This window comes from Achromobacter sp. SIMBA_011 (assembly GCF_046535435.1).
Lineage (GTDB): Bacteria > Pseudomonadota > Gammaproteobacteria > Burkholderiales > Burkholderiaceae_B > Achromobacter > Achromobacter dolens.
In genome coordinates this window covers 1-241 of the sequence record NZ_JAWRWN010001118.1, presented here as the reverse complement: position 1 = coordinate 241, position 241 = coordinate 1, and the positions used below count along the sequence as shown (strand labels likewise).

At 69.7% G+C, this 241-nt stretch carries 1 protein-coding gene; it reads left to right on the top strand.

The features are described from left to right. Window positions 1–241: autotransporter outer membrane beta-barrel domain-containing protein (locus tag SB816_RS34515; RefSeq protein ID WP_410548560.1), on the top strand; the 241-nt coding region annotated here is incomplete at both ends.

The window sequence follows — 241 nt, the reverse complement described above, 5'->3', positions numbered from 1 at the left end:
CCGCGCGCGGCAGCGTGTCCGGCTACAACGTCGGCGTGTACGGCACGTGGTACGGCAGCCGCGACATCCTGTCCGGGCCGTACGCCGATGCGTGGTTCATGTACGGCGCCTATGCGAACAGCGTCGGCGGCAGCCTCGCCGCCGATTCGTACCGGTCGCGCACCGTCACGGGCTCGCTCGAAGCCGGCTATTCGCTGCCGTTCTACGAGCGCGGCGACTCGCGCTTCTTCGTCGAGCCCGA